The organism is Polaromonas sp. (assembly GCF_012927485.1).
Lineage (GTDB): Bacteria > Pseudomonadota > Gammaproteobacteria > Burkholderiales > Burkholderiaceae_C > Polaromonas.
The window spans coordinates 1-17,620 of sequence record NZ_JABBPC010000035.1; the positions used below are offsets into that span (position 1 = coordinate 1).

The 17,620-nt window shown below is 61.0% G+C and carries 17 protein-coding genes; 15 read left to right on the forward strand and 2 right to left on the reverse strand.

The window, feature by feature from the left end:
• A partial coding sequence (locus tag HHJ16_RS13710; protein ID WP_296901457.1) for a MipA/OmpV family protein occupies window positions 1-1,258 on the forward strand: 1,258 nt, incomplete at its 5' end.
• A 232-nt stretch (window positions 1,259-1,490) separates the two neighbouring features.
• Here HHJ16_RS13710 and HHJ16_RS13715 read toward each other — a convergent pair.
• The gene (locus tag HHJ16_RS13715) at window positions 1,491-2,108 is read right to left on the reverse strand and encodes a transferase hexapeptide repeat family protein (protein ID WP_296901458.1); all 618 of its coding nucleotides are present in this window, start codon (window positions 2,106-2,108) and stop codon (window positions 1,491-1,493) included.
• A gap of 198 nt (window positions 2,109-2,306) precedes the next feature.
• On the opposite strand from HHJ16_RS13715, the gene paaG reads away from it, so the two are divergent.
• The 14 genes from paaG to paaZ all read left to right on the forward strand — a co-directional run bounded on the left by paaG (window position 2,307) and on the right by paaZ (window position 16,394).
• Window positions 2,307-3,110: a 2-(1,2-epoxy-1,2-dihydrophenyl)acetyl-CoA isomerase PaaG gene (gene paaG / locus HHJ16_RS13720; RefSeq protein ID WP_296901459.1), complete on the forward strand. Its 804-nt coding sequence runs from the start codon at window positions 2,307-2,309 to the stop codon at window positions 3,108-3,110.
• Between the two features lie 96 nt (window positions 3,111-3,206).
• Complete coding sequence (gene paaI, locus HHJ16_RS13725) at window positions 3,207-3,644, forward strand: hydroxyphenylacetyl-CoA thioesterase PaaI (protein ID WP_296901461.1); 438 nt, start codon at window positions 3,207-3,209, stop codon at window positions 3,642-3,644.
• 19 nt (window positions 3,645-3,663) lie between these two features.
• The gene (gene paaK, locus HHJ16_RS13730) at window positions 3,664-4,992 is read left to right on the forward strand and encodes a phenylacetate--CoA ligase PaaK (protein WP_296901462.1); all 1,329 of its coding nucleotides are present in this window, start codon (window positions 3,664-3,666) and stop codon (window positions 4,990-4,992) included.
• Window positions 4,993-5,009: 17 nt separating this feature from the next.
• Entirely contained in the window at window positions 5,010-6,020 is a 1,011-nt protein-coding gene (paaA, locus tag HHJ16_RS13735) for a 1,2-phenylacetyl-CoA epoxidase subunit PaaA (RefSeq protein ID WP_296901463.1), read from the forward strand.
• 24 nt (window positions 6,021-6,044) lie between these two features.
• A complete protein-coding gene (paaB, locus tag HHJ16_RS13740; RefSeq protein WP_296901465.1) occupies window positions 6,045-6,335 on the forward strand; it encodes a 1,2-phenylacetyl-CoA epoxidase subunit PaaB in 291 nt (96 codons plus the stop codon).
• A gap of 8 nt (window positions 6,336-6,343) precedes the next feature.
• Complete coding sequence (paaC, locus tag HHJ16_RS13745) at window positions 6,344-7,117, forward strand: 1,2-phenylacetyl-CoA epoxidase subunit PaaC (RefSeq protein WP_296901466.1); 774 nt, start codon at window positions 6,344-6,346, stop codon at window positions 7,115-7,117.
• Window positions 7,114-7,659, forward strand: coding sequence for a 1,2-phenylacetyl-CoA epoxidase subunit PaaD (gene paaD, locus HHJ16_RS13750; RefSeq protein WP_296901468.1), 546 nt, complete (start codon window positions 7,114-7,116; stop codon window positions 7,657-7,659). The genes paaC and paaD overlap by 4 nt, the downstream gene beginning before the upstream one ends.
• A 31-nt stretch (window positions 7,660-7,690) precedes the next feature.
• Window positions 7,691-8,776, forward strand: coding sequence for a 1,2-phenylacetyl-CoA epoxidase subunit PaaE (paaE, locus tag HHJ16_RS13755; RefSeq protein WP_296901470.1), 1,086 nt, complete (start codon window positions 7,691-7,693; stop codon window positions 8,774-8,776).
• A gap of 26 nt (window positions 8,777-8,802) precedes the next feature.
• Window positions 8,803-9,426, forward strand: a complete 624-nt coding sequence (locus tag HHJ16_RS13760) for a TetR/AcrR family transcriptional regulator (protein ID WP_296901471.1) — start codon at window positions 8,803-8,805, stop codon at window positions 9,424-9,426.
• 57 nt (window positions 9,427-9,483) lie between these two features.
• Window positions 9,484-10,629, forward strand: a complete 1,146-nt coding sequence (locus HHJ16_RS13765; RefSeq protein ID WP_296901472.1) for an ABC transporter substrate-binding protein — start codon at window positions 9,484-9,486, stop codon at window positions 10,627-10,629.
• A 98-nt stretch (window positions 10,630-10,727) separates the two neighbouring features.
• On the forward strand, window positions 10,728-11,753 hold the full coding sequence (locus HHJ16_RS13770) for a branched-chain amino acid ABC transporter permease (RefSeq protein ID WP_296901473.1): 1,026 nt from the start codon (window positions 10,728-10,730) through the stop codon (window positions 11,751-11,753).
• On the forward strand, window positions 11,750-13,576 hold the full coding sequence (locus tag HHJ16_RS13775) for a branched-chain amino acid ABC transporter ATP-binding protein/permease (protein ID WP_296901475.1): 1,827 nt from the start codon (window positions 11,750-11,752) through the stop codon (window positions 13,574-13,576). The genes HHJ16_RS13770 and HHJ16_RS13775 overlap by 4 nt, the downstream gene beginning before the upstream one ends.
• On the forward strand, window positions 13,573-14,328 hold the full coding sequence (locus tag HHJ16_RS13780; protein ID WP_296901476.1) for an ABC transporter ATP-binding protein: 756 nt from the start codon (window positions 13,573-13,575) through the stop codon (window positions 14,326-14,328). The genes HHJ16_RS13775 and HHJ16_RS13780 overlap by 4 nt, the downstream gene beginning before the upstream one ends.
• Window positions 14,329-14,348: 20 nt before the next feature.
• Window positions 14,349-16,394, forward strand: coding sequence for a phenylacetic acid degradation bifunctional protein PaaZ (gene paaZ, locus HHJ16_RS13785; protein ID WP_296901477.1), 2,046 nt, complete (start codon window positions 14,349-14,351; stop codon window positions 16,392-16,394).
• Window position 16,395: 1 nt separating this feature from the next.
• On the opposite strand, the gene mnmA is transcribed toward paaZ, so the two are convergent.
• Window positions 16,396-17,601, reverse strand: a complete 1,206-nt coding sequence (gene mnmA, locus HHJ16_RS13790) for a tRNA 2-thiouridine(34) synthase MnmA (protein ID WP_296901479.1) — start codon at window positions 17,599-17,601, stop codon at window positions 16,396-16,398.
• Window positions 17,602-17,620: the final 19 nt, after the last annotated feature.

A 17,620-nucleotide genomic window follows, 5' to 3' on the forward strand; every position in this document is an offset into this window, starting at 1 on the left:
TGTAACGAGTTTTGAGTTATCGCCGTACCGCGAGGCGGGCACTCGCTACGACTTGTTGCCGCTGTATCTTTACGAAGGCGAGCGGCTTTTTCTGCATGCCAACCGGGTTGGTGTGAAGCTGCTCAATGGCAACCAGCCGCGGCTGGATCTGTTTGTGGAGCGACGCCTGGAAGGTTTTCCGACAACCCGCCCGCCCGCCAGCCTCGCGGGTATGGTCCCGCGCAATTCGGGTATGGACCTGGGGCTGGCTTACCGTTACCGCCAGCCCTGGGGGACCTTGCAAGCCGAGCTGTTGCACGATGTAGGAAATACCTCCCAAGGCACGGAGTTGCGCTTGGGCTACACGCGTGAATGGCGATCTGGCCCCTGGATGCTGCGTCCCAGTCTGACCGTCGCGGTGCGGGATGCCAAGCTCAACAATTATTACTACGGCGTGCGAGCCGGCGAAGCCACGCCCGATCGTCCCGCGTATGCGCCCGGCGCCGGCATCAACACGACGGCCGGGCTGTACGGCTCTTACGATATGTCACAGCACTGGCGGCTGCTTGCAGGCGTATCTGCCACCGTACTGAGTAATCAGATCAAAAGCAGTCCCATCGTGCAAAGGCGCGTGCTCCCCGGCATTTATGTAGGCGCGGCCTATGACTTCGGCAGCCTTGAGCGCGAGTGGGGGAAAGAAAGCTCGCCCACCTACGTCAAGCTGCTCTACGGCAAAGCCACCGAAGACGGTTGCCACTTGGCGAAGATCATCACGGCGCGCTGCCTCTCGACGGCCACCGTTAACCCGACCAGCATTGCCGGGGTCCAGGTGGGCAGGCCCTTCATCCAGAACCTCAATGGTTGGCCCGTCGATGTGGTCGGCTATATGGGGCTGATGTACCACGACGACCGGGGCTTGCAAGCCAACGGCCTGCAATTGGATCTCTTTATGAAGGCGTTCTATTCTGGTTTCCCCTGGCGCGACCGGGTCAAGACACGGCTGGGTCTGGGCATGGGCGTTTCGCTGGCCCAGCGGGTTCCCTACATCGAGGCTTCCAGCCAAGCCGCCAATGGTGAACTGGCTTCGCGTCTGTTGCAATACCTCGACCCAACCCTCGACGTGAGTTTGGGCGACGTGCTGGGTTCGCGCGCTCTGAAGGAAACCTACGTCGGCTTTGGCGTATCCCACCGGTCCGGTATTTTCAGAGCATCGCGCCTGCTGGGCAACGTCAACGGCGGCTCCAACTACATCTATACCTACGTCGAGTCGGCGTTTTGAGGCTCTGAGACAGGCGTTCAAAGAGTCCTGCGATTAGACGTCCTCAACTGCAATTTGATCGGCAACGAGTAGCGCCCCTTCTGCTTGGTTTCAAGCCTGAGCAAGTCAAAGTTCAGGTCCTCCCAAGCCGACTTCAGGTGAAAAGAGGCGGGTTGCCAACCGGTTTCGGCGCGGCTGTCCTGCAGGGAAGCAGGCGACTGCGGCTCGGTTCTATCACATCAGCAGGGTTGCCTCAGTCATGGCGTTCGGCGCCTCGTTTGGTCGCGATCAACGATTGAACGGCAGAGGATTGGAGACGTGGCCGATCCGCCTCGACTTGCTGCCGCGGTGCCGTTTCTCGCAAAGAGCGCAGGCAGCGCTTTGTCAGGTCTTGGTAGGTCCGCGTGCCTGCCAGCTTCCAGGCAACTTCTTCGTCCTTCAACGTACGCAGGACTTTCGCCGGAATGCCCGCAGCAAGGCTGCGCGCGGGGATCTTCATGCCGGCGGGAACGAACGCGCAGGCAGTGACGATCGCCTCTTCGCCGACTTCGGCTTCGTCCATGATCACGGCATTCATGCCGACGAGCGCATCGCGCCGCACGATGCAACTGTGCAGCACCGCGCCGTGACCGATATGCCCGTTCTCTTCCACCACCGTGTCCTGGTTGGGGAAGCCGTGAATGACGCAGGTATCTTGAATGTTTGCACCGGTTTTGAGGACGATGCGACCAAAGTCGCCGCGAAGACATGCACACGGGCCGACGTAGCAATTCGGGCCGACGATCACGTCGCCAATCAGCACCGCCGTTGGATGCACATAGGCCGTCGGATCGACCACCGGCACCACGTCTTCGATGGAATAGCAAGGCATCTGCAGTCTCCTTTGGGTTGGACCAGTTGTTCCCGATGGCGCAAAACGGACCGCGGCGCGCGATTGAGTCAAGGGTTTGTACGTAGTTGTTTTGACTTGCGTCAAATGGATCAAAGATAGTACAGTCAACCGAACGGTCGGTCAATAATAGTTGCGCTAAATCAACGATGCGAGAACCGGCTTGTTTTTAGGAACTTAATGACTGAAGCCCTGATTCTGTCGTCGCAGTCTGGTGCGGTGCGACTGCTGACGTTGAACCGTCCGGACGCCCTCAACAGCTTCACCGCGGCGATGCACGAGCAACTACTGGCTGCGCTGGATCAGGCCGCGCATGACGTGGCGGTTCGCTGCGTGCTGCTGACTGGCTCTGGTCGGGGGTTTTGCGCCGGACAGGATCTGGCCGACCCGAGCGTCGCACCGGACACTGCGCCGGGCGCAAGCGCCAAGGACCTGGGGCTTGTGATCGAGCGGTTTTACGCGCCTTTGGTACTGCGCCTGCAGCGCATGCCGGTTCCCGTGGTGGCCGCCGTCAACGGCGTTGCCGCTGGTGCCGGGGCCAATCTGGCGCTCAACTGCGACGTGGTCATTGGCGCTCGCTCGGCGAGCTTTATTCAGGCCTTCAGCAAGATCGGACTGATTCCCGACACTGGTGGCACCTGGCTGTTGCCGCGCCTCGTAGGCCGCGGGCGCGCCTTGGGCTTGACCCTTTTGGGGGACAAGCTCAGTGCGGCGGACGCCGAGCGCATCGGCCTGATCTGGAAGTGCGTGGACGATGCTGCACTGGCCGACGAGGCGCAGACGCTCGCTCAGCGTCTCGCCGCGATGCCGACCCAGGCACTGGTTGCCACGCGGCAAGCCATCGATGGCGCGCAACGACTCACCTTGGACGAAGCGCTTGCCGAAGAGGCGCAGATTCAGCGCAAGCTTGGCCACGCGGACGACTACCGCGAAGGGGTGGCCGCATTTGCTGCGAAGCGTCAACCTCGATTTGTTGATCGTTGAACGGCGTTATGACCCATTACCGCCTCACCGATACCTCGATCACCTGCGCTGCGTCTGCGCGCTGGCTGGTCCCACTCGCACCCGGGGTAGTGCGCCATGAATGAGCGTTCGCCGCAAGAAGTGGCCGATGCGGTGCGCGACGGCATGTTTGCCAACGACCGTGCCTCGAAGGGCTTGGGCATGCAAGTGCTTGAAGTGTCGCCCGGCAGCGCAACGGTGGTGATGACGGTGCGCGATGACATGCTCAACGGCCACCAGACTTGCCACGGCGGCTTTATCGCGGCACTGGCGGATTCTGCCTTTGCCTTTGCTTGCAACTCGTATAACGAACTGACTGTGGCGTCGGGCTTCAGCATCGATTTGATGGCCCCGGCGCGCTGTGGCGATGTGCTGACCGCACGCTGCACCGAGGTGTCCAAAGCGGGCCGCACCGGCGTTTACGACGCGGATATTTTCAACCAGCGGGACGAACGGCTGGCCGTGTTCCGGGGACGCTCTTACACCATTAAAGGCAAGTCGGCAGTCGCCACTTGACCATCGAGGAGACTATTTGATGCCTGTTCACCGACCCGCCCCCGGCGACCTTGAGCCGATTGAAACCGCCAGCCGCGATGAAATTACCGCCCTCCAGCTGCAGCGTTTGCGGGAGACCTTGCAACGGGCCTATGAGCACGTACCGCACTATCGCCAGGCATTTGAGCGCAAGGGCGTTCACCCGAGTGATCTCCAGCAGCTGAGCGATCTGTCCAAGTTCCCCTTCACCGTCAAGAAGGATCTGCGCGACAACTATCCGTTCGGCCTGTTCGCTGTGCCGCGCACCCAGGTGTCGCGTATTCATGCCTCGTCGGGCACCACCGGCAAGCCGACGGTGGTGGGCTACACGAAGAACGACATCGACACCTGGGCGAACCTGGTGGCGCGTTCGATTCGCGCCGCCGGTGGGCGCGCCGGCGACATGGTGCAGATCGCTTACGGCTACGGCTTATTCACGGGGGGACTCGGAGCCCATTACGGTGCCGAGCGCGCTGGCTGCACGGTGATCCCAATGTCCGGCGGACAGACCGAAAAGCAGGTGCAGCTGATTCAGGACTTTAAGCCCGACATCATCATGGTCACCCCCAGCTATATGCAGGTGATCATCGAGGAGTTCGTGCGTCAGGGGCTCGATCCGACTGCCAGCTCCCTGAAAATCGGCATCTTCGGCGCAGAACCCTGGACCGAAGCCATGCGCCGCGATCTTGAGGTCAAGGCCGGTATTGATGCGGTCGATATCTACGGCCTATCCGAGGTGATGGGCCCGGGCGTGGCCAGCGAGTGCATCGAGACCAAGGATGGTCCTGTGATCTGGGAGGACCACTTTTACCCGGAGATCATCGATCCCCTGACCGGCGAGGTATTGCCCGATGGCGTCGAGGGCGAACTGGTGTTCACCTCGCTGACCAAGGAGGCGTTGCCGATCATTCGCTATCGCACCCGCGACCTGACGCGCCTGCTGCCGCCGACTGCGCGCGCATTTCGCCGCATGGGCAAGATTGTGGGGCGCAGCGACGACATGCTGATCATTCGCGGTGTGAACGTATTCCCGACGCAGATTGAGGAAATTGTCCTGGAACACGCCAAGTTGTCGGGGCAGTATCAAATCCTCGTCAGTCGGGAAGGCCCGCTCGACCAGGTCGAGGTGCTCTGCGAAACACAGCCCGCCGCTGATGCATTAAGCGAAAACGAGCTAGGCGAGATCAGCGCCTGGGTGCAGCAGCGCATCAAAACCCGCGTCGGCATCTCAACCCGGGTGCTGGTGCTTTCTCCAGAATCCATTCAACGCACGCTGACCGGAAAGGCCAGACGCGTGATTGATTCGCGCCCCCGCCACCCCTCAATGTAGAAGGAAAGGAACCGCATATGTACACGCAAGCAATGGATACTCTGGTCGCCGAGCCCGGCGACGGCAGGAAGGCCGTTCGATCGGCTGAAGAAATGGTCCTCGAGCAGCGCTTCGAGGCGCGAATCGACGACGGAGACTTCATCGAAGCCAAGGACTGGATGCCGGAGCACTATCGCAAGACGCTGGTGCGGCAGATCAGCCAGCACGCCCATTCAGAGATTGTCGGCATGTTGCCCGAGGGCAACTGGATCACGCGAGCGCCCACGCTTAAGCGCAAGGCCATTCTGCTGGCCAAGGTGCAGGACGAAGGCGGGCACGGCCTGTACCTGTACGCCGCCGCCGAAACACTGGGCACTTCGCGCGATCAACTGCTCGACGCCTTGCACACCGGCAAGGCCAAATACAGCTCCATCTTCAATTACCCCACGTTGACCTGGGCCGACATGGGAACCATCGGCTGGTTGGTGGACGGTGCGGCGATCATGAACCAGGTGCCGATCTGCCGCTGTTCGTATGCGCCCTATGCGCGCGCCATGATCCGCATTTGCCGCGAGGAAAGCTTTCACCAGCGCCAGGGTTTCGAGGCCTTGTTGACGATGATGCAGCAAGGCACGGAGGCACAGCGCGCCATGGTGCAAGAAACGGTCAACCGTTGGTGGTGGCCCTCGATCATGATGTTTGGCCCGCCCGATGACCAGTCGCCCAACACCGCGCAGTCCATGCGCTGGGGCATCAAACGCATCAGCAACGATGAGTTGCGCCAGAAGTTCATCGACGCAACGGTCGAGCAGGCCAAGGTGCTCGGCATCACGCTGCCCGACCCCGATTTGAAGTGGAACGAGCAACGTCAGCACTATGACCACGGAACGATAGATTGGTCGGAGTTCTGGCGCGTCGTCGGTGGCGACGGGCCCTGCAACAGCGAACGTCTGAATGCGCGCGTCAAGGCTTGGGAAGACGGCGCCTGGGTGCGCGAGGCGGCGCTGGCCCATGCCAGCAAGCGCACCGTTGTCCAGCAGGCCGCCTAATAGTAAAGATCAAAGGAAAGCAATATGACCAGCAAAACCGAATGGCCGCTGTGGGAAGTATTCGTGCGTACCAAGGCCGGCCTGGACCACAAACACTGCGGTAGTCTGCACGCGACGGATGGCAAGATGGCGATCCAGCTCGCGCGCGACGTGTACACGCGGCGCCAGGAAGGCAGCAGCCTGTGGGTCGTGCGCTCCGATCAAATCGTGGCCAGCGATCCGCACGATAAAGCCATGTACTTCGACCCCATGGAAGATAAGGTGTACCGCCACCCGACCTTCTACGCCCTGCCCGAATCCGTGAACCACATGTGAGCCGCCTGATGCAGACATCGATCCAACCGAGTCGCGACCCGGCAGCGCAATATGTGCTGCGCCTGGCCGACACCTGCCTGATCCTCGGTCAGCGCCTGGGCGAGTGGTGCGGTCACGCGCCGATCCTGGAAGAAGACATTGCACTGACCAACACAGCGCTTGATTTAATTGGCCAGGCCCGCGCACTGCTCACGCATGCGGGGCAGATCGGCGGCCAAGCCCATGACGAAGACCAACTCGCCTTCTTGCGCGAAGAGCGCGACTATTTAAACGTGACCATGGTCGAGCTGCCATGCGGGGACTTTGCTTTCACCGTGCTGCGCAATGCGATGGTCGCCACCTTCCTGAAACTGGCGTGGCAAAGCCTGGCCAGTTCGACCGATCCCGAACTGGCGGCGATTGCCGGCAAGGCGGTCAAGGAAGCGCGCTACCACCAGCAGCATGCCGGCGACTGGGTGGTGCGATTGGGTGACGGCACGCCCGAATCGCGGCAGCGGATTGAGGCGGCGCTGATTCAGCTCTGGCGCTACACGCCCGAACTGTTTGTGGCCGATGCGATCGACGACCATGCCGCCGCATCCGGGCTTGGGCCGCGCTGGTCCGAGCTGCGCGCGCCCTGGCTCGCCGACATGACGGCACTGCTCGACGAGGCCGGCCTCGCCTTGCCGCCGGACACGGCATTCTGCAGCACCGGCAAGCGCGGGCAACACAGTGAACACATGGGCCACATCCTGTCTGAAATGCAGTATCTGCAGCGCGCTTATCCGGGGGGAGTGTGGTGAGCGCCACAGCGTCAGTCTGCGGTGATCAGCGAATTGCTCAAGCCTGGGCCGTGCTGGGCACGGTGCTTGACCCCGAAGTGCCGGCGCTGTCGGTCTGCGATCTGGGCATCGTGCGCGAGCTGTTGCCGCAGGGTGAGGCATTCGACAGCATGCTCGAAATTGTGCTCACGCCGACTTATTCGGGCTGCCCCGCCACCGAGCTGATCGAACGCAATGTGTTGGAGGCTATTGCGGTCGCGGGGCTCGGGCCGGCCCGCGTTCGGCTTCAACGGGCTCCTGCCTGGACCACTGACTGGATCAGTGCTGAAGGCAAGCGCAAGCTGCGCGACTACGGCATTGCGCCGCCGGGTCCGGTGACCGCCGGCGAGGCCGTTCCGGTGCGATTCATCAGCCGTCGTACGGCCTCGCAGCCAAAGATAGCCTGCCCGCGCTGTGCGAGTACCGATACGACGCAGCTGTCGGCTTTCGGCTCCACGGCGTGCAAATCTTTGTACCGATGCCTGTCGTGCCTCGAGCCCTTCGAATATTTCAAGCCGATCTAACGCTACTTCACAAGATTCAACCGGGTTCGTCATGAGTATCATTTTTCATCCCTTGTCTGTTCGTTCGGTGCAGGCCGACACACCGGAGGCCGTGATCGTCTCATTCGATGTTCCGGTGGCGCTGCGGACGGTATTCGGTTTTACGCAAGGGCAGTACCTGACCCTGCGCACCGAAATAGATGGCCAGGATTTGCGCCGTTCTTACTCTATCTGCGCAGGCGTCGATGATGCGGAGCTAAGAGTCGGCGTGCGCAAGGTCCGGGGCGGCGTGTTCTCTAACTGGATCAATTCGAGCCTGCGACCCGGAGACACTATTCAAGTCATGGCTCCGCAGGGCCGCTTCTTCGTGCCGCTTGACCCTTCTTCGCACCGGCATCACATGGGTATTGCCGGGGGTAGCGGAATTACGCCTATTTTGTCGATCATGAAGACCGTGCTGGCGCGGGAACCCCACAGCCAATTTACGCTCATTTACGGAAACCGGCAGCTCAGGTCAACGATGTTCAAGGAAGAGCTTGAAGACCTGAAAAATCAATACATGTCACGCCTCGTGTTGCACCATGTATTCTCAGACGAGCAGACCGATGCGCTGCTGAACCGCGGCATGATGAACCGCGAAAAGATTGGAGAATTCCTGGGAAACGTTGTGCAGGCCGACAACATAGACCACGTCTACATCTGCGGGCCGTTCCAGATGAACGACGAGGCGGAGGCGGCATTACTCGCCGCCGGAGTTCCCGAGGAGAACATTCACATCGAGCGCTTCGGCGTTGCCCAGCAGCCCGCCGATCAGGTCGGTGCGGTGATCCACGAAGCCAAGCCAGGCGATGCAGAAGTGGCTCGCGTGGTGATCATCCGCGACGGCCTGCGGCGCGAGATAGAGTTCCGAAAAGACCAGCCCAGCATCCTGGATTGCGCCACCGCAGCGGGCCTCGAAGTGCCCTTCTCTTGCACTTCGGGGGTGTGCGGCACCTGTCGGGCCAAGCTGCTCGAAGGCGAAGTGCGCATGGAGCGTAACTTTGCACTCGATAAAAACGAGGTGGCCGCCGGATTCGTCCTGACGTGCCAGGCGCATCCTCTGACAGAGCGCGTTGTACTGTCGTTCGATGAACGATGAACGATGAACGCTGAAAGGCTAAAGTAATGGCCCGTGGACGTGCTGCTGGATACGACGATCAACGCGAGAAGATTCTGCTAGCGGCGGCGCACCTGTTCGCGCGAAGAGGTTACCCCGCCACTTCAATGAATCAGGTGGCCGAGGCGTGCGGACTTTCCAAAGCGACGCTCTACCACTACTACCGCGACAAGTACACCCTGCTTGTGAGCATCGCCGACGATCATGTGTCAAAACTCCAGGCGCTGGTGGTCGAAGTGACCAGCGAGGCCTTGACTCCTGAGCAGAAGATGCGTGAATTGATTCGTCGCATTGTTGAAGAATACGCCGACGCGCAGGACGCTCATCGCGTGCTGACTGAGGATGTAAGGTTTCTCAAGCCCGAGGATCGCGAACGGGTCCTCAGCAAGGAGCGCGAGGTCGTCGCTGGATTTTCTTTCGCGGTGGGGGGACTGCGGCCCGAGTTGACGGCGGCCTTGCTGACCAAACCACTGACCATGTTGCTGTTCGGAATGATTAACTGGATGTTCACCTGGATGAAACCCGGCGGCGAACTCGACTACGACATCATGGCGCCTATCGTTGCCGATCTATTTCTGGGTGGACTCGGCGCGGTGACGCCGTCGCAACAGCTTTCAGCCTGCATTAAATAGAGTCCGTTATTCTCCTAACTTTATTCACGTTCCCCTAACTATTACTGGAGACAACTCATGAAAATTATCACGCCGCTTGCCTTGGTTGCCGCGCTGCTGGCCAGCACGGTGACCCATGCCGATATCAATGTCGGAGTGACCGTATCCGCCACCGGTCCCGCCGCCTCGTTGGGAATTCCCGAGAAGAACACGATTGCGCTGATGCCCAAGATGATCGCGGGGCAAAAGATTAATTACATCGTGCTCGACGACGCCTCCGACACCACCGGCGCCGTGAGCAATGCGCGCAAGCTCATCACCGAAAGCAAGGTCGACATCATTCTCGGTTCAACCACCACGCCAAATTCGCTGGCTATGATCGATGTGGTGGCCGAAGCGCAGACACCGATGATCTCGATGGCCGCCTCAGCGCGCATCGTCGAGCCGCAAGACGCGAAGAAGCGCTGGGTCTTCAAGACGCCGCAAAACGACATCATGATGTCACTGGCCATCGCCGAGCACATGGCCAACCATGGCATCAAAACCGTGGCGTTCATCGGCTTTGCCGACGCGTACGGTGAAGGCTGGTTTCAGGAGTTCAGCAAGGCGGCGGCGTTGAAAAAACTGAAGATCGTCGGCAGCGAGCGCTATGCCCGCACCGATACGTCCGTCACCGGGCAGGTTCTCAAGACCATCAGCGCCAAGCCCGATGCGGTGCTGATCGCGGGTTCTGGAACGCCGGCTGCGCTGCCGCAAAAGGCGCTGAAGGAGCGCGGCTATACCGGTAAGGTGTACCAGACTCACGGTGTTGCCAACGCAGACTTCCTGCGCGTCGGCGGTAAAGATGTCGAAGGCACCTTTTTACCCGCTGGTCCCGTACTGGTGGTTGACCAGCTGCCCGCGGGAAACCCACTGAAAAAATCGGCAGCAGCCTACGTCACTGCCTACGAGGCTGTGCATGGCAAGAACTCGGTGTCCACTTTTGGTGCGCATGCCTGGGATGCCGGCCTGCTGATGGCCGCGGCCATACCGCAAGCTCTGAAGAAGGCGCGGCCAGGAACTGTCGAGTTCCGCATCGCGCTGCGCGACGCGCTTGAACAGGTCAAGGAGCTTGCCGGTGCACACGGGATCTTCACCATGTCCAGCACCGACCATTTAGGGTTGGACCAGCGCGCTCGTGTGATGGTGAAAATCGAAAACGGAGCTTGGAAATATCAGCCCTGAAGGCCACTTCCTGATGTGCGCGGACCACCCCGAATTTGAGCCGGGTGGGCCGCGTATTTTTTATCCAGGGCGCTAGCGTCCCTCAACTGGAATCGACTATGGATTTGCAGATCGCTATGCTGCTTGCGCAAGACGGTCTCGTCAATGGCGCGGTCTACGGCATGATGGCGCTGGCTTTGGTGCTCGTGTTTTCCGTGACCCGCATCATCTTTATCCCGCAAGGCGAATTGGTGGCGTACGCCGCGTTGTCGATGGCAGCGCTGCAAGCAGGAGGGGTGCCGGCGACGCTGTGGCTGGTCCTCACGCTGGCGGGTTTGGCGCTGGTGGTCGAGGCCTGGCGCTGGCGGCGCGGAGTGCTTGTAGACTGGCCCTCGACCCTTGTTTGGACGGTGCTTCTTCCGGGCGCTGCGTGCGCCCTTGTTTTGCTCCGCCCGACGTCGCTGGTGATGCAAACGATGGCGACACTCCTGCTCGTAACGCCTTTGGGGCCACTTTTGTACCGGCTGGCATATCGACCGCTTGTTGACGCGACGGTACTGATGCTGCTCATCGTGTCGGTAGCGTTGGATGGGGTGTTGGTCGGCTTGGGATTGCTGTTTTTTGGTGCTGAAGGTTCCCGTACCTCGGCGTTTTCCGAGCTGCATTTTGAGTGGGGTGGACTGACGATCACGGGGCAATCACTGGTCGTGGTGGGGGTCGCGTTCGGCCTGGTCACGGCGATGTTTCTATTTTTTGGACGCACCCTCATTGGCAAAGCCTTGCGCGCCACGGCCATGAACCGGGTCGGTGCGCGGCTGATGGGTATTCCCACCGAGTTGGCGGGCGACGTGAGCTTTGCGCTGGCGGGCTTTATTGGCGCGGTGTGTGGCTTGCTGATCGCCCCGTTAACCACGATGTACTACGACACCGGTTTTCTCATCGGGCTAAAGGGTTTTGTGGCCGCCATCGTGGGCGGGCTGGCGAGCTACCCGCTGGCGCTGGCGGGCGCCTTGCTGGTCGGTCAGCTTGAGGCGTTCGCCTCCTTTTGGGCCAGTCCTTTCAAGGAAGTGCTGGTTTTTACCTTGATCATCCCGGTGCTGTTGTGGCGCTCATTGCGCAGCCACCACGTGGAGGATGAGGAATGACGCGCCGTCGACTCACTGTCCTTTTTGTCGCAGCACTGGCGCTCGCATGGGGCTGGCTGCCGGATTACAGCATCACCTTGCTCAACTACATTGGTTTGTATGCGTTGGTAGCCGCAGGCCTGGTCATGCTCACCGGCGTGGGTGGCATGACCTCGTTCGGCCAAGCGGCCTTCGTCGGCATTGGCGCTTATGCCACGGCCTGGGTGTGCACCTCTCCGGCCGTCGCAGACACCCTGGGCGGTTTTGCAGTGCCCGTTCTGCTGCCGTGGTTCGGGTTGCTGCTCGGCCTGCTGCTGACCTTCGCCGTTGCCTGGGTGCTCGGTAGTATCACGCTGAAGTTGTCCGGCCATTATTTACCCTTGGGCACCATTGCGTGGGGGTTGAGTTTGTATTATTTATTCGGCAACATTGAGGCCCTAGGGGGCTACACCGGCATCGCCGGCGTGCCGCCCCTCGTGGTGGCCGGCGTGTCGCTTGCCTCGCCGCGAGGCTTGGGGCTGGTCATTTGGGCGGCGCTGTTGCTTTCCCTGTGGGCGCTACACAACCTGCTTGACTCGCGCGAAGGGCGGGCTCTGCGCGCCCTTAAAACCAGCCGCGTCATGGCCGAATCGATGGGAGTAGATAGCGGTCGCTACCGGGTCAAGGTTTTTGTACTTGCGGCGCTTATGGCGGCCGTCTCGGGATGGTTTTACGCGCATCTGCAGCGCTTCGTGAACCCGACGCCGTTTAATCTTCATATCGGCATCGAGTTCCTGTTCATGGTCGTGGTGGGGGGCGCTGGTCATCTGTGGGGCGCGGTGCTGGGCGCCGCACTGATTACGCTGCTCAAGGCGCAATTGCAAGACGTGTTGCCGAAATTGCTGGGCGCGACCGGTAATTTCGAGGGGATTGTGTTCGGCCTGTTGATGCTGTTCGTCCTTCAGCGCTTTGCAGACGGGCTCTGGCCCGCTTTGGCGCGATTGGCGCAGCGGTTTTTGAAACCCGACAGTCCACCGAACCCAGTCGCTGCTGCGCCGCTGGCTCAGCGTGCGCTGCCCCCGGTTGGCGAGGTGGTTCTTGAGGCCCGTGTGGTCACAAAGCGCTTTGGTGGCCTCATCGCCAACAATGCCGTCACGATGGCGGTCAAAGCAGGCGAGGTTCACGCGCTGATTGGCCCTAACGGGGCCGGCAAGAGTACTTTTTTCAACATGATTTCGGGCGTGGACGACCCCACCTCGGGCGATGTCATACTGATGGGCCAGGCCATGAACGGCAAGCCGGCACGTGACTTCGCGCTACTGGGTTTAAGCCGGACCTTCCAGCATGTCCGCCTGTTGGGCCACCGCAGCGTACTGGAGAACGTGGCGCTCGGTACCCACCGTCGTGGTCATAGCGGTTGGCTGGCATCGATGCTGCGACTCGACCGCGCGCAGGAGGCCGCCTTGCGACATGAGGCGCGGCGACAAATTGAACGTTGCGGTCTCGCGGCCCATGCGGATGCCCCAGCTGCTTCCCTGGCCCTGGGACAACAACGCGTGATAGAGATTGCGAGGGCACTTGCCAGTCAACCTGCGGTGTTGCTGCTGGACGAGCCCGCTGCCGGCCTGCGGCACCTTGAAAAACGGGCGCTTGCGACGCTGCTAAAACAGTTGCGTGCCGAGGGCGTTGGCATCTTGGTGGTGGAGCACGACATGGAGTTCGTCATGAATCTTGCCGACCGCATCACGGTTCTTGAGTTTGGTTCGGTGATTGCCACCGGCACGCCGGCAGAGGTTCAGGTCAACCCGCTTGTACTGGATGCCTATCTCGGTGGCAGCGACGATTTTGAGGAGGCCGCAGCATGAGTCAGCCGGTACTTGAGTTGCATGATTTCTGCGTTTCCTACGGGACGGTGGAGGCGGTGCATCGCGTTGAGCTGGTTGTCCAAGAAGGCGAAATCGTGACGGTTATTGGGCCCAATGGCGCAGGCAAGACAACGTTGCTGTGCGCGGCCATGGGATTGCTTCCTTCCTCCGGCAAGCTCCGGTTGGCGGGTGAACCCATTGGTCGGATTACGGTTGAGGCGATGGTCGCGCGCGGCGTGGCGCTGGTACCCGAAAAGCGCGAATTGTTTGGCGAAATGTCGGTCCAGGACAACCTGCTGTTGGGCGGCTTCTCGCGCTGGCGCAAAGGATTACGCGACCAGCATGAACGGATGCAGGAAGTCTTCGCCATCTTTCCGCGATTGCAGGAGCGCTGTGCGCAAATGGCCTCCACGTTGTCGGGTGGCGAGCGGCAAATGCTGGCCATAGGCCGCGCGCTAATGGCCAGACCGCGCTTGTTGCTGCTTGACGAGCCCTCGTTGGGGCTCGCGCCCCTGATCGTGCGAGAAGTGCTGCAGGTGGTGGCTTCGCTGCGCAAACTCGGCGTCTCGGTACTGCTGGTGGAGCAGAACGCGCGTGCAGCGTTGCAATTAGCCGACCGCGCTTATGTGCTCGAGATGGGCGCAGTGGCGCTCAGCGGCGAAGCGCAAGCCCTCCTCCGCGACGGTCGAATTATCGATACCTACCTTGGCATTGGCGCCAAGCGGGACGCGATGGCGTCCCCTGCTGCTTGAGCCCTATTAAAAGAAATACCATGAAAAATACGCTTCAGAGTTTTATCGCGGGCCGTTGGATCGGTGAACAGGCGGGGCAGGTGTTGCGCAGTGCCGTCAACGGGCGCCCGGTGGCGCAGACCCATGCCGAGGCGATTGACTTCGGTGAGGCGGTGGCTTTTGCACGTGGCAAGGGTCTGCTGGCGTTGTTGGCGATGGACTTTCAACAACGTGCAGAGCGCCTGAAAGCGCTTGCCAAGTATCTGGCTGAGCACAAGGAGACGCTGTACGCCATTTCAGCCCATACCGGCGCCACCCGCGCCGACAGTTGGATCGACATTGAAGGCGGTGTAGGCACGCTGTTAGCCTACGCCAGCATCGCCAGCAACGAGCTGCCTTCCGGCAACCTGGTGCATGAAGGGCCGGCGATGGCACTGGGCAAAAAGGGCGGCTTTGCAGGAACCCACATCCTGGTGCCACGCGGCGGACTGGCCGTGCACATCAACGCTTTCAACTTTCCCATTTGGGGACTGCTGGAAAAGTTTGCGCCCAGCTTTCTGGCCGGGATGCCGTGCATTGGCAAACCCGCCACCTCCACCAGCTATCTCACCGAAGCGGCGGTGCGACTGATGCATCGCTCGGGCCTGTTGCCCGAGGGGAGTCTTCAGCTGGTCATTGGCGGAACCGGTGACCTGCTGAATCGCCTGGACGGCCAGGATGTGGTCACGTTCACCGGGTCGGCCGATACTGCGGCCAAGCTGCGTGTGAATCCCAACTTGGTGCGCCATTCGGTTCCCTTCAATGCCGAAGCAGACTCGCTGAACTGCGCCATCCTGGCGCCTGACGTCACGCCTGACGATCCAGAGTTCGATCTCTTCATCAAGGAAGTGGCGCGAGAGATGACGGTCAAGGCGGGCCAAAAGTGTACGGCGATCCGGCGCGCCATTGTGCCGCGCCAGCATTTGGATGCGGTGGCCAGCAAACTGAAAGAGCGTTTAGCCAGGATAGTGGCGGGCGACCCGGCACGCGACGACGTGCGCATGGGCCCGTTAGCTTCGCATGACCAGCAATCCGACGTGGCGGAGCGCGTCGCGACATTGCTTCAAAGCGCGGAGCTTGTTTACGGTGCGCGCGACGGTTTCACGCCGGTCGGCGACGGCGTGGCGGAAGGCGCCTTCTTCGCGCCGACCCTGCTATTGAGCCGCAATCCGCTGAATGATGACGCAGTGCATGACATTGAAGCTTTCGGTCCCGTCAGTACGCTGATGGCTTACGAGGGCATCGACGAGGCCTTGGCGCTGGCTGCGCGTGGACGTGGCAGCTTGGTTGCAACCCTGGTTACCCGCGACCCGAAAATCGCCGCGAAGGCCATCCCGGTGGCTGCAGCCTGGCACGGCCGGCTACTCGTACTCGATGCAGAAGCGGCCGCAGAGTCTACTGGCCATGGTTCGCCGCTGCCCATGCTGAAACACGGCGGCCCAGGCCGCGCCGGTGGCGGCGAGGAGCTGGGGGGCGTGCGCGCAGTCAAGCACTATCTGCAGCGTGCCGCCGTGCAGGGTTCACCGACGATGCTGGCGGCTGTTACGGGCGAGTATGTGCGCGGTGCCCGGGTGCGCGAGTCCGAAGTTCACCCTTTCCGCCGCCACTTTGAAGACCTGCAAATTGGAGACTCGCTGCTGACTCATCGACGCACGGTAGGCGAGGCCGATATAGTGGCCTTTGGCGGTTTGTCGGGCGATTTCTTTTACATGCACTTTGACGAGATCGCGGCGAAAGAATCCAGCTTCGGTAAGCGCATTGCACACGGCTACTTCGTGCTGTCCGCGGCAGCCGGTCTATTTGTGTCGCCTGCACCCGGGCCGGTACTGGCGAACTACGGGCTCGACACGCTGCGCTTCATCAAACCCGTCGGCATCGGAGACACGATTCGTGCGCGTTTGACGTGCAAGCGGAAGACGGATCGCAACAAGAAGGACGCCAAGGGTGTCGGTCAGGGAGTGGTTGCATGGGATGTCGAGGTGACTAACCAGGACGGCGAACTCGTCGCGGCCTATGACATTCTCACGCTGGTGGCTAAACGCGGCTGACTTAAACGCGATCTTTGGAGGGCATCGGGGCAGCGGGCGAACTACCCGGGCCGTTCTGAACATTGCTTGACGCAATCACGCCCCCCCCCAGGCACACCTCACCCTGGTAAAGCACCGCGGATTGCCCCGGCGTCACGGCCCACTGGGGTTGGGAAAAAGTCAATTCGCAGTCGGTTGCCGTGGCGTTGAACAGTTCGCAGGGCGCATCCGCTTGTCGATAACGCGTCTTTGCGGCCAGGACACCCGGTAGCGACGTCGTTAAGGGGGCAGCGCCAGCGACCCAGCTGCAGGTTTGGGCGCTGAGAACGGTGGACTGGAGCCATGAGTGCTCATGTCCCTGCACGACCCACAACGTATTGCTTTCAAGGTCTTTGCGGGCGACAAACCACGGCGCGTGCTCGCCGACGCCGCGTTGGCCCCGCGCCTGCGCAGCCTTGAGTTCCGCGCCCCTTGCTTTCACGCCGCCAATGCCCAGGCCCTGGCGCTGACCGAGCGTGTAAAAGCTCAGGCCGACGTGCTCGCCCAGGACACGGCCTTTGTCGTTCTTGATCGGACCGGGGGCCATGGCGATGTAGCGGTTCAAAAACTCGCGGAAAGGTCGCTCGCCAATGAAGCAGATGCCAGTGGAATCTTTTTTCTTCGCGTTCGGCAGTCCGATTTCCATGGCGATCCGCCGCACTTCGGTCTTGCGCAATTCGCCTACCGGGAAGAGCGTCTTTGACAGTTGCGCCTGGTTCAGCCGATGCAAGAAGTAGCTCTGATCTTTGGCCGGATCAAGGCCTTTCAGCAGTTCATACAGACCGGTTTCGTCGTTCTGGCGGACTCGGGCGTAGTGGCCGGTGGCGATGCTGGAGGCGCCCAGCCGCATTGCGTGGTCCAAAAATGCCTTGAACTTGATTTCGGCATTGCACAAAATATCAGGATTGGGGGTGCGGCCGGCCTGGTATTCACGCAGGAATTCGGCGAACACCCTGTCCTTGTAGTCGGCGGCAAAGTTCACGTGCTCAATGTCGATGCCAATCACATCCGCCACGGCTGCGGCGTCCACGAAATCGATGTTCGACGAGCAAAACTCGCTGTCATCGTCGTCTTCCCAGTTTTTCATGAAGATGCCGATAACCTCGTGGCCTTGCTGTTTGAGCAGGTACGCGGTTACGGCCGAATCGACACCACCACTTAAACCGACCACTATCCGTTGTTTGTGCATGGCCCCATTTTAGGTTTTG

Coding starts and splice junctions, on each gene's coding strand:
- HHJ16_RS13715 (WP_296901458.1), bottom strand. CDS start 2,108: ATGCCTTGCTATTCCATCGAAGACGTGGTGCCGGTGGTCGATCCGACG.
- paaG (WP_296901459.1), top strand. CDS start 2,307: ATGACTGAAGCCCTGATTCTGTCGTCGCAGTCTGGTGCGGTGCGACTG.
- paaI (WP_296901461.1), top strand. CDS start 3,207: ATGAATGAGCGTTCGCCGCAAGAAGTGGCCGATGCGGTGCGCGACGGC.
- paaK (WP_296901462.1), top strand. CDS start 3,664: ATGCCTGTTCACCGACCCGCCCCCGGCGACCTTGAGCCGATTGAAACC.
- paaA (WP_296901463.1), top strand. CDS start 5,010: ATGTACACGCAAGCAATGGATACTCTGGTCGCCGAGCCCGGCGACGGC.
- paaB (WP_296901465.1), top strand. CDS start 6,045: ATGACCAGCAAAACCGAATGGCCGCTGTGGGAAGTATTCGTGCGTACC.
- paaC (WP_296901466.1), top strand. CDS start 6,344: ATGCAGACATCGATCCAACCGAGTCGCGACCCGGCAGCGCAATATGTG.
- paaE (WP_296901470.1), top strand. CDS start 7,691: ATGAGTATCATTTTTCATCCCTTGTCTGTTCGTTCGGTGCAGGCCGAC.
- HHJ16_RS13760 (WP_296901471.1), top strand. CDS start 8,803: ATGGCCCGTGGACGTGCTGCTGGATACGACGATCAACGCGAGAAGATT.
- HHJ16_RS13765 (WP_296901472.1), top strand. CDS start 9,484: ATGAAAATTATCACGCCGCTTGCCTTGGTTGCCGCGCTGCTGGCCAGC.
- HHJ16_RS13770 (WP_296901473.1), top strand. CDS start 10,728: ATGGATTTGCAGATCGCTATGCTGCTTGCGCAAGACGGTCTCGTCAAT.
- HHJ16_RS13775 (WP_296901475.1), top strand. CDS start 11,750: ATGACGCGCCGTCGACTCACTGTCCTTTTTGTCGCAGCACTGGCGCTC.
- HHJ16_RS13780 (WP_296901476.1), top strand. CDS start 13,573: ATGAGTCAGCCGGTACTTGAGTTGCATGATTTCTGCGTTTCCTACGGG.
- paaZ (WP_296901477.1), top strand. CDS start 14,349: ATGAAAAATACGCTTCAGAGTTTTATCGCGGGCCGTTGGATCGGTGAA.
- mnmA (WP_296901479.1), bottom strand. CDS start 17,601: ATGCACAAACAACGGATAGTGGTCGGTTTAAGTGGTGGTGTCGATTCG.